Source organism: Thermodesulfobacteriota bacterium (assembly GCA_039028315.1).
In the GTDB taxonomy this organism is placed as follows: Bacteria; Desulfobacterota_D; UBA1144; order Nemesobacterales; family UBA2774; genus CR02bin9.
Genome location: JBCCIH010000090.1, coordinates 1 through 8994, shown reverse-complemented (window position 1 = coordinate 8994; position 8994 = coordinate 1). Strand labels below are relative to the sequence as shown.

Here is an 8994-nt window from a genome sequence, read left to right as displayed (position 1 = left end):
TTTAGCTTTACAGCTGATATCAGCTTCATAGCGCTCATAATTCGGCTTGTGCCTTTAACACTGCTTATTTTTGTTTTGATCTGTTGTAAACTTGCCATAATTTTCTATATCGAGAAATTTATCTCTAATCGTTTAAGATAGATCTCCTAGTTGATTTTTAAGCTCACCTAAAGCGCTCTTAACGCTCTCCTCAAGTTCATCGGAAATTACTTTCTTAGTTTTAATTTCAGAAAGTAGGTTGGAGTAGCTTGACTCAAAGAATGAGTAGAGCTCTTTTTCATATTTGTTAACAGCAGAGACCGGGTAGTCATCAACAAATCCATTTGTCACTGCATAAATAATTAGAATCTGTTTTTCAACCGCAAGCGGCTCATACTGACCTTGTTTAAGAGCTTCCACAAGTCTGCTACCACGAGCTAGCTGAGCCTGGGTTGCTTTGTCTAAGTCAGATGCAAACTGGGAAAACGCTTCAACCTCTCTGTACTGAGCAAGCTCTAGTCTAAGAGTACCGGCCACGTTTTTCATCGCCTTAATCTGAGCTGATCCACCCACCCTTGATACTGAAAGACCAACGTTAATAGCAGGCCTAATACCAGAGTAGAAAAGATCACTCTCAAGATAAATCTGACCATCAGTAATAGAAATTACGTTTGTAGGAATGTATGCGGAAACGTCTCCAGCTTGTGTTTCAATAATTGGAAGCGCGGTTAATGATCCTCCGCCGTCTTCGTCTCTCATCTTAGCAGCACGCTCAAGTAGTCTGGAATGGAGATAGAATACGTCTCCAGGATAAGCCTCACGTCCAGGAGGTCTTCTTAGAAGCAATGATAGCTGACGATAAGCCCATGCGTGTTTTGTTAAGTCATCATAAATAACTAGTGCATGGCGTCCTGTGTCTCTGAAATACTCTCCTAGCGCACAGCCTGTGTAAGGAGCGATAAACTGAAACGGCGCCGGGTCACTTGCTGTAGCAGCAACGATTGTTGTGTACTCCATAGCGCCGTGCTCTTTTAACTTGTCCATAACCTGAGCAACGGTTGATTGTTTTTGTCCTACTGCTACATAGATGCAGTATACGTCTTCTTCTTTTTGATTAATTATTGTGTCTATAGCGATTGCAGTCTTACCAATCTGACGGTCACCAAGAATCAGCTCCCTTTGGCCCCTACCTATTGGTATCATAGCGTCGATTGATTTAATTCCGGTTTGAAGCGGCTCGCTCACAGACTGTCTGTAAACAACACCAGGAGCTTTAACCTCGATCTGTCTTGTCTCATCACTTGTGATTTCACCTTTACCGTCAAGAGGCTGTCCAAGAGCGTTTACCACCCTGCCCTTCATATTTTCGCCCACAGGAACCTCAGCGATTCTACCTGTACGCTTTACAATATCTCCCTCTTGTACTTCGGTGTCCTCACCAAAGAGTGCGATACCAACGTTGTCTTCCTCAAGGTTTAGTACAAGGCCCATGATCCCGCTTTTAAACTCAACGAGCTCACCTGCCATTGCCTGATCAAGACCGTAAGACCTTGCGATACCGTCACCAACAGAAATTACAGTTCCGATCTCTGATGTCTCTACCTTGGTCTCATAACCTTTAATTCGGTTTTTTAATATTTCGCCAATTTCTTCAATCTTCGTTTCCTGCATCGTATAGACTCCTTATACTTTATAAACTCTTACTTTTTTCTTAATATTTATTCTCTAAGATTGTGAGAGCACACCTCTTATTCTCTCAAGTTGGGTCTTTATACTACCATCGAACACCTTATCTTCAACTTTTGCAATAATTCCGCCAATTATCTGTGGATCAACCTTGGAAGTAACCTCTACTTCCTGACCCATTACCTGAGTTAATTTGGACTTTATTTTGCTCAAATCTTCCGGGGTAGGGTTTGTAGCCATAGTGATTTCGGCCATAATTTTCCCTGATGCTTTTCTTAACTTTTGTATAAAAGTCTGCTCAGAATTTAGTAATGATTTGAACTTGTCGAGCTCTAATACTAGTCCTAAAAAATTAGCTGTTAGATTATCGTATCCTCTATTAGTAGCAATATCCTTTGTTACCTGCTCTCTTTCTGAAAGTTCGAAGGTAGAACTCCACAGAACATTTTTAAGCTCTGGATTACCAGAGAGAACATCGTAAAAATCTTCCATGTCTGAAGTGATCTTGTCTAACTTGTTCTCTTGTTTAGCACTCTCAATCAGCGCTTCTGAGAGGTCTCTTAGTGTTGCGATTGACGCCATGATTCATCACCTATGTTGTTAGTAAAGTCTTCAACAAATCTCTGTTTATCAGTCTCAGTTAAATTCTCTTTTATTACTTTTTCAGCAATTGCAATAGCCATTGTCACTACTTCATCTTGTATTTCCTGTTTTGCTCTTTCGGCTTCAAACTTGATTGTTTCCTGAGCCTCTTTTCTGATATTCTCAGATGCAATGCTGGCCTGCTTTAATATCTCTTCCCTCTCAGCCTGACCCTGCTTTACAATGCTTTCTTTAATGTTATTAACTTCATCTTCTATACCTTTTAATTTCTCGGCATACTCTTCGTATTTGCTTTTTGCCTCAGCAATTGTTTTTTGGGCGTGATCTATCTCGCTGCTTATTGAGTTTTTTCTTTGGTGTAGGAAATTCTTTACAGAATCTTTAAGGAAATAAACTAATATTCCTAATAGTATTACTAAATTTACAGTGTGTCTGAATACATAACCCCAGTTAAAGGTGTTACCACCTTCAGAGGCGTTTGCGAGTACTAAGTCTAATATTGCAAAATCTATCAAGACCCTACCTCCTTACCTAAAACTTTAGTGGCTATCTCTCCTGCCAAACTATCAATATCAGATTTAATTTTTTCTTTTATCTCTTTTGTCTCAGCCTCAAGCTTAACCTTGGCCTCGTCTAGCAGAGCGCCTGTCTCATTTCTGGCTTCGCCAAGAATTTCCTGAGCAACGTTTTGTCCTTCTGCAATGAGCTTATTTCGCTCTTCTATTGCCAAAGATCTGGCCTCACTTAGCTTTGCATCATAATCTTCCATTATTGCCTTAACTTTTTCCTCTAGTTCGTGAGCTTCTTCAATCGCTCCTCTTGTGAGTTTGTCACGTCTGTCCACAAGGCTTATAAAAGGCTTAAAAACTAATTTGTTTAGAATAAATATTGCTGCGAGGAAAATAATGATTTGAATAAATACGGTGTAGTTAACGCTTAATAAATCCCCTGATGCAGCATATGAAGTAGTTGTTAAAACAGCTAATAATGAGAGGGCTAATATTAAGTTTTTTATTTTCGAAAAGTTCATTATATATCTCTCCTTACTTGTCCCTAAGCAGCATGTTCCGCAGCGTCTTCGTCTTTTGAGAACATCACTTTAAGCAGCGGAGGCGCTATAAACGTCGTTAACATTACCATAACTGTGACAGCTGAAAATAGCTGTGAGTTAAATACTCCGTAGGTAAGACCTACCTGGGCAAAAATTAGCCCGACCTCCCCCCTAGGTATCATACCCACTCCAATTACACTTTTATTAATACCCTTTTCAAATATTACAAAACCACTGACGAATTTACCTATTACTGCTACCACAAATAGTATCAGGGCAATTAATAATATTGGTATATTTTCGCTGACGAAAGGATTGAACACAGAAACATCCACAGCTGCTCCTACCATAATGAAAAATATTGGCGTAAAGAAATCAGAAACAGGCTTTAAATTATGCTCAATCGTCTTAAACTGATTTGTATTTGCAAGCACCAGTCCGGCAGCAAATGCACCAACAATAGGAGCTAAGCCTACCAGACTTGCCAGAAAAGCAAAGATAAACGCAAAAGAAAGTGCGCTGAGCAGTAAAACTCCCCTTACTCTCATCATTTCGATAAGGTCAAAGAGCTTTTTAGAAATAAGGTTTCCAACTACAATTGCGACTATCAAAAAGCCAAAAGCTTTAAGGAATATTATGCCAACGCTAAGTGTGGAAACACTACCTCCATCGCCGCTTGAAGATGCTTGTATTAGACCACTTACAACACCTAAAATTATTAATCCTAAAATATCGTCGATTACTGCTGCGCCTAAGATAATCTTTGCCTCGCCGCTTTGAAGCTTGTTCATATCAGAGAGGACTCTTGCTGTAATTCCAACACTAGTAGCAGTAAGTGTAGCGCCTGCGGTGAGGGCAATAAGAAAGTTTAAGTTAGGGTCTGATCCGCCTAAAAGCCCCATGTGCTCAAAAGCTACTATGCTTCCAAAACCAAGTGCAAACGGCAAAACCACACCGACTATTGCCACAAGCGTGGATTTAAATCCGACTTTAATTAGATCTCTAAGGTCTGTTTCTAAACCGATTTCAAATAAGAGAATTGCGACGCCGACTTCAGCCAGCAGATGAAAGGTGTCATAACCAATCATCCCGGAGACAGAAGGTACAATTGCCAGGACACTGCCGCCTAGAACTACTCCCGCGACAAGCTCGCCAAGCACTGATGGCTGCTTGATACGCTCTGCTAACTCCCCGAATATCTTGGAGAATACAAGTATGCAAACTAGTGCTAAAAAGAACTGCTCTACCGAGAGATGTCCCGATTCTTCTATACTCATCTAAGAGTGGTTTTCCTTAGGATAATTTTTAAAAAATCGTAAGTATTTAACACGATTAAATCTGAGTGTCAAACTTATGACCAACAGTTATGAAAATTAGAACGAAAATAGTCTTTGTTAATGCAATGATTGGACTTTTTTACATTTCTTCTAAAATTTCAACTCTACCATAAAAGTGTTAAAGAAAAATTAATTTTAACCGATATTTATTTGAGCTTATCGCGCTCTAAATCAAGCTCAGTCCTTATATTTATGCAGTGAAGGCAATCGTTGGCATCTTCAAGTGATTTGCAGTCTGAGACGCATTTTGCCATTTTCGAATTCTCATAAATAACGCTAGGCAAAAAATAGAATGTCTCTGTTGATGCAATTGATAAGGACACATGCCTTGTACCGCTCCTTATTTTGGTCTCCTCAAATTCCCCTTTGGCATATAGGACAGGAAGCCGGCTTGCTTCAGTGGGTACAGTAGCTATGACCTTTTCAAGCTTGGAAAGAGCGTCATGAGTAATTCCCCAGCTACCTAGAACGCCTCCGTTTTTAAGCGCAAGTCTCATTGAAGACTCAAGCTCACTTTGGGTAAGCTCCCCGTCGCTCCCAAAGCCGAAAAGCCCTATTATTGCTGTGATCTCGTCTTCAAGTAAAGCAAATGCAGCCGTCATCATTGAGTCTGCCAGCGGGCTCATGAGTCCCGGCTCATCACCCTGGGCAATTACGTCCCCACCGACATCAATTCCAATCACTAAATCTGCGCCTACTTTATTTGCAGCATCAAGTATACCTTCTGCGATTGCTTTAGGTCCTTGCTGTATGCCTATAAGAAGGGTTTGTACTCCAAGAACTTCTGAGAACCCTGACTCCGCAAACTTAACACCGCTTAAGGTAGCGCTGTCCTTATTTGCAAACCACACTATCTCATTGCATTTTCTTATGTTCTGTATTTCATGAAAATCTCTTGGCCCGGGCTCTGGGTCAAAAACTGAGCGCTCCCATGAAAGACCGCCGTATACGCACTCAATCCCAAACATCTCAAGCAGATCCGCAGTAGGGATCGTCCCAACTATATCCCCTCCGCCGCCGATTCCGATTAAAAGGGCTTTATGTGAGTTTTTAATAATTTCTCTTAAGGATTTTGTTGTAGGCAAAATTCTAACTCCGGGCTATTTGATATGCCTATAAATAGTACAGAAAAGATTTGTTAAATAAAGCCGGTCTACTGAACTGGCTGCTCTAGAAGGATATACAGCACATTATCGCTAAAGCCGGGGTCTTTAGTTAATCCTAAGTGATCTGAGAAAAGGAACATTACATTCGTCCACTTAATAGGGGACTGAAGATAGGGCTGCCAGACGCCGCCCGTTCTCTCATCCATAAGGGCGCTGTTTCGGGTCACCGTGCCGTCACCTGGTGAGAAGTCAGTAACTTCAAAGTGAGATTCTGAGTCGTCAATTGTTACTGCTGAACCAGTAGGAATTGCATCGCCTGCAAGAAGGTGAAGCTGAAGACGCTCAGGTGGGGTCGCCGGTTGATCTATTGCTTGCTGAAACTGTTTTCCTCGTGCCATAGATTTTCTTAAATGATCGATTGCTATTTCTCTTCTTTGCTCTGGGTCCGATACATCCGGCAAAAGCCACTTAAGCACTTTATCTTGGTTGGGATCTGCAAGCCCCCAGCCGTTTTCAATCCATAGATCAACATCCATTATATCAACTGGCTGGCGGTCCTGATCCAAAATCGCTCTGTGCCTAGTTCTTGGAAGCTGCTGATAAAGTGAGGGCATAGTGCCTATAATTGCAGGCTCATATTTTGGCAGGAATGGTCCAAAATCCCTTCCTGCAAATAAGTTTTCAACAGCTCCTACTGCGCCCGCATTTGGAGTGCCTATAATAATTACTTTATCTATGTGCTCGGTGCCTGCCCATGTGACCTCAGGAGTAGAGCCATCCTGGGGCAGATCCTGATCTCCATATCTGAGAAAATATCTAGTTAATAGCCCGCCCATTGAGTGGGCTACAATATCAAACTTTACATCTTCTTTTGGCATACCGCGCTTTTTATATTCATTTAATATATATTCTCTCTTTTCTTCTATGAAAGCGTTTAGTCTCTTTGCATTCTCGACGTTATCAAGCCGCCAGTCATAATCAAACTGAAAACATGTAAAGTGGTCATCCCCATAATCAATATTATTAGACTTATTCGTAGCCAAGGACTCATCTAAATATCCGCCGGCCCCTAGGGTGCTTAAGATGTTTACATAAGCGTTTAGCTCAATTGGAAGACCAAACAGTGACACTCTCACTCTATCAAGTGCGCCGTCTGAATGAACACTGTCTGTTAACTCAGAGAGAGGAGCTCCCTTTTTCATCGGGATCGCAACCAGTCTGGCGCCTTCTGGAGACTCAGGGTCTGCCGTGCTCTTCTCAAACGCGCCCCATACTAGCTGTCCAGATTCGCTGTCTCTTAATTTAGAGCCAAGTATTCCTGGTATTACAATCACTGCATTGCCCTGATCGTGCGATCTTCTGGCAGCCGTGGTATAAAGACCGCCTAAGTCTGGAGTTGTATAATCAGCTCCGCCGCAGCCTATTAGAAAAAAAATTAGAAATATAACACTTAGCCTTTTTATCATAATTCTTCCCCTCAGCATACACTAACACTTTATAAAAAAAATCAAAAGTCCGCTAGATGTTAGGTCAGTGATAAAGAATTAGATTTGGGAAATTAGAAAAAGATTCATGTTCTAACGTTTTGGTATTGTTGTAGTATTCCTCGGTCCAATCTAAAGAACCGGGATTACAATAAGGAATTGCATTAGAGATCAGCCTTTTAGGTTAGTTTAAAACTCTGTACCCTCTGCCCCTCATGCAGTTCTTGTATATTTCGTCATAGGTCTTGTGATTTTTATAGATGCTTGTTCCTCCGCCGGCAACGCCGCCAACAACTGCTCCAATGCCTAGACCTTTACCCACGCTTCCGCCAATGGCGCCAAGAAGAGCTCCTGTTCCAGCGCCCACACCCGCTCCGATTGCGGTATCTTTAGCCACATTCCCCACGCCGCCCTTGTTCTCTTTGGCCAGCGCTTGGCACTCTGCGTTGTCTCTATAGTATTTATCCGTGTTAGTAATACTTTCTGGGTCAATGACCGGATCTGCAAATACAAAAGAAGTGGATACTGCTAGTAGTGCGATTATGTATATTGTTTTTTTCATAACTTTTGCCTCCGTTTTTACTGAGAGTTATTTACTTGTAAAAGTCTCGGTAAAATCACCGCCGATTGGATTTCCGATTTTATATCCTTTATTTGGCACATATTCTCCGAGCTCAAAGTCTCTAACTGTATAGTCGCAGACAGTTTTAGCATCCTGGGCTGAGCAGGAATATGTAATCATCGATCCTGCCAGAGAGAGTTTATCGTCTTCGATTACTACTGATGGGGTTAATGAAAAATTGTGGACATCAAAACCGCCTTGGTCATTCTTACCAACTCTGTATATCCCGCCAAACTCGGTTCCAATCGCCTCTTCGGGAACTTTATCTCCTGCTTCTAGTACACTTAGGCTGGTTATCTCTTCTTGAATAATAGCTTTACCGCCGAGATCATTTACTCGGTCAATAATCTTAACCTTTGCTTGAACTTGCTGCTCACCGTCTTTGGTATAAGTGACTATCTGAGTAACCGGGACATCAAACTCCCCATCACCTGTGTCTATTGCACTGCCGTATATTTTTTCCTTTTTTATTACTAATCCGTCAACGCTCGTCTCATTAACTAGTGTTTTGCCGGATAGGAGGCTGTCATAGAGCTTACGAAACTCAGCTACTCCGATTGAGTCATCGGCTATGGAGCTTAGAGATGATGCTATTATGATAAATACCGCCAAAAATATTACTGGAAATATCCTGCACATATTCTCCTCCTTGTAAATGTTCTGACTAAAAACATTCTACACTATATATAATTTATCTTTTAACTTTATATCCTGCTTTTTTCATATCCCATGTGTCTTTAGTAATGCCGGTTTCTCTAAGCTTATTTTTCTGCACTCTAAGGGTTCCGGTTTTTGGGAGCGACTTGGCAAATCTAATAAACCTTGGGATCATAAAATAAGGCATTTTGGGCTCTAAATATTTTATGAGTTTAATTGGATCAATTGTCTTCCCTTTCTTTGGTACAACTACAATCATGAGCTCATCTTCGGCATATTTTCCGCTCTCAGCTTTTACTCCGATTGCTCCTGACTCTTCTACATCTGAGTGTGAGCCGACTATCTTTTCAACTTCAAAGGAGCTTATGTTCTCACCCTTACATCTTAGGTAGTCCTTTACGCGGTCAACAAAATAGATATAGCCGTCTTTGTCCATCCTGCCTGCATCTCCTGTGTGAAACCAGAAGTT

Annotated in this window: 10 protein-coding genes; all 10 read right to left on the bottom strand. The window is 41.3% G+C overall.

Going from position 1 to position 8994, the window contains the following annotated elements:
* Nucleotides 1-132: 132 nt before the first annotated feature.
* Nucleotides 133-1650 (bottom strand): F0F1 ATP synthase subunit alpha, encoded by a 1518-nt coding sequence (atpA, locus tag AAF462_06875; GenBank protein ID MEM7008843.1) that lies wholly within the window; start codon nt 1648-1650, stop codon nt 133-135.
* A gap of 54 nt (nt 1651-1704) precedes the next feature.
* The gene (gene atpH / locus AAF462_06870) at nt 1705-2247 is read right to left on the bottom strand and encodes an ATP synthase F1 subunit delta (GenBank protein MEM7008842.1); all 543 of its coding nucleotides are present in this window, start codon (nt 2245-2247) and stop codon (nt 1705-1707) included.
* On the bottom strand, nt 2226-2783 hold the full coding sequence (locus AAF462_06865; GenBank protein MEM7008841.1) for an ATP synthase F0 subunit B: 558 nt from the start codon (nt 2781-2783) through the stop codon (nt 2226-2228). Before AAF462_06865 ends, atpH begins: the two co-directional genes overlap by 22 nt.
* A complete protein-coding gene (locus AAF462_06860) occupies nt 2780-3298 on the bottom strand; it encodes an ATP synthase F0 subunit B (protein ID MEM7008840.1) in 519 nt (172 codons plus the stop codon). The genes AAF462_06865 and AAF462_06860 overlap by 4 nt, the downstream gene beginning before the upstream one ends.
* A 23-nt stretch (nt 3299-3321) precedes the next feature.
* Nucleotides 3322-4596 carry a cation:proton antiporter gene (locus AAF462_06855; protein MEM7008839.1) on the bottom strand — a complete coding sequence of 425 codons (1275 nt, stop codon included), beginning with the start codon at nt 4594-4596 and terminating at the stop codon, nt 3322-3324.
* Between the two features lie 206 nt (nt 4597-4802).
* Nucleotides 4803-5741 carry a DUF1152 domain-containing protein gene (locus tag AAF462_06850; GenBank protein ID MEM7008838.1) on the bottom strand — a complete coding sequence of 313 codons (939 nt, stop codon included), beginning with the start codon at nt 5739-5741 and terminating at the stop codon, nt 4803-4805.
* A gap of 68 nt (nt 5742-5809) precedes the next feature.
* Nucleotides 5810-7228, bottom strand: a complete 1419-nt coding sequence (locus AAF462_06845) for a hypothetical protein (protein MEM7008837.1) — start codon at nt 7226-7228, stop codon at nt 5810-5812.
* A gap of 202 nt (nt 7229-7430) precedes the next feature.
* The gene (locus tag AAF462_06840; GenBank protein MEM7008836.1) at nt 7431-7808 is read right to left on the bottom strand and encodes a hypothetical protein; all 378 of its coding nucleotides are present in this window, start codon (nt 7806-7808) and stop codon (nt 7431-7433) included.
* Nucleotides 7809-7835: 27 nt separating this feature from the next.
* Entirely contained in the window at nt 7836-8507 is a 672-nt protein-coding gene (locus AAF462_06835; protein MEM7008835.1) for a hypothetical protein, read from the bottom strand.
* 52 nt (nt 8508-8559) lie between these two features.
* The coding region (locus tag AAF462_06830) for an ATP-dependent acyl-CoA ligase (GenBank protein ID MEM7008834.1) at nt 8560-8994 on the bottom strand (435 nt) is incomplete at its 5' end.

What these genes read in the sequence shown, in the direction of transcription:
- AAF462_06835 (MEM7008835.1), bottom strand. Translation starts at nt 8,507, where the DNA reads ATGTGCAGGATATTTCCAGTAATATTTTTGGCGGTATTTATCATAATA.
- AAF462_06840 (MEM7008836.1), bottom strand. Translation starts at nt 7,808, where the DNA reads ATGAAAAAAACAATATACATAATCGCACTACTAGCAGTATCCACTTCT.
- atpA (MEM7008843.1), bottom strand. Translation starts at nt 1,650, where the DNA reads ATGCAGGAAACGAAGATTGAAGAAATTGGCGAAATATTAAAAAACCGA.
- AAF462_06845 (MEM7008837.1), bottom strand. Translation starts at nt 7,228, where the DNA reads ATGATAAAAAGGCTAAGTGTTATATTTCTAATTTTTTTTCTAATAGGC.
- atpH (MEM7008842.1), bottom strand. Translation starts at nt 2,247, where the DNA reads ATGGCGTCAATCGCAACACTAAGAGACCTCTCAGAAGCGCTGATTGAG.
- AAF462_06860 (MEM7008840.1), bottom strand. Translation starts at nt 3,298, where the DNA reads ATGAACTTTTCGAAAATAAAAAACTTAATATTAGCCCTCTCATTATTA.
- AAF462_06855 (MEM7008839.1), bottom strand. Translation starts at nt 4,596, where the DNA reads ATGAGTATAGAAGAATCGGGACATCTCTCGGTAGAGCAGTTCTTTTTA.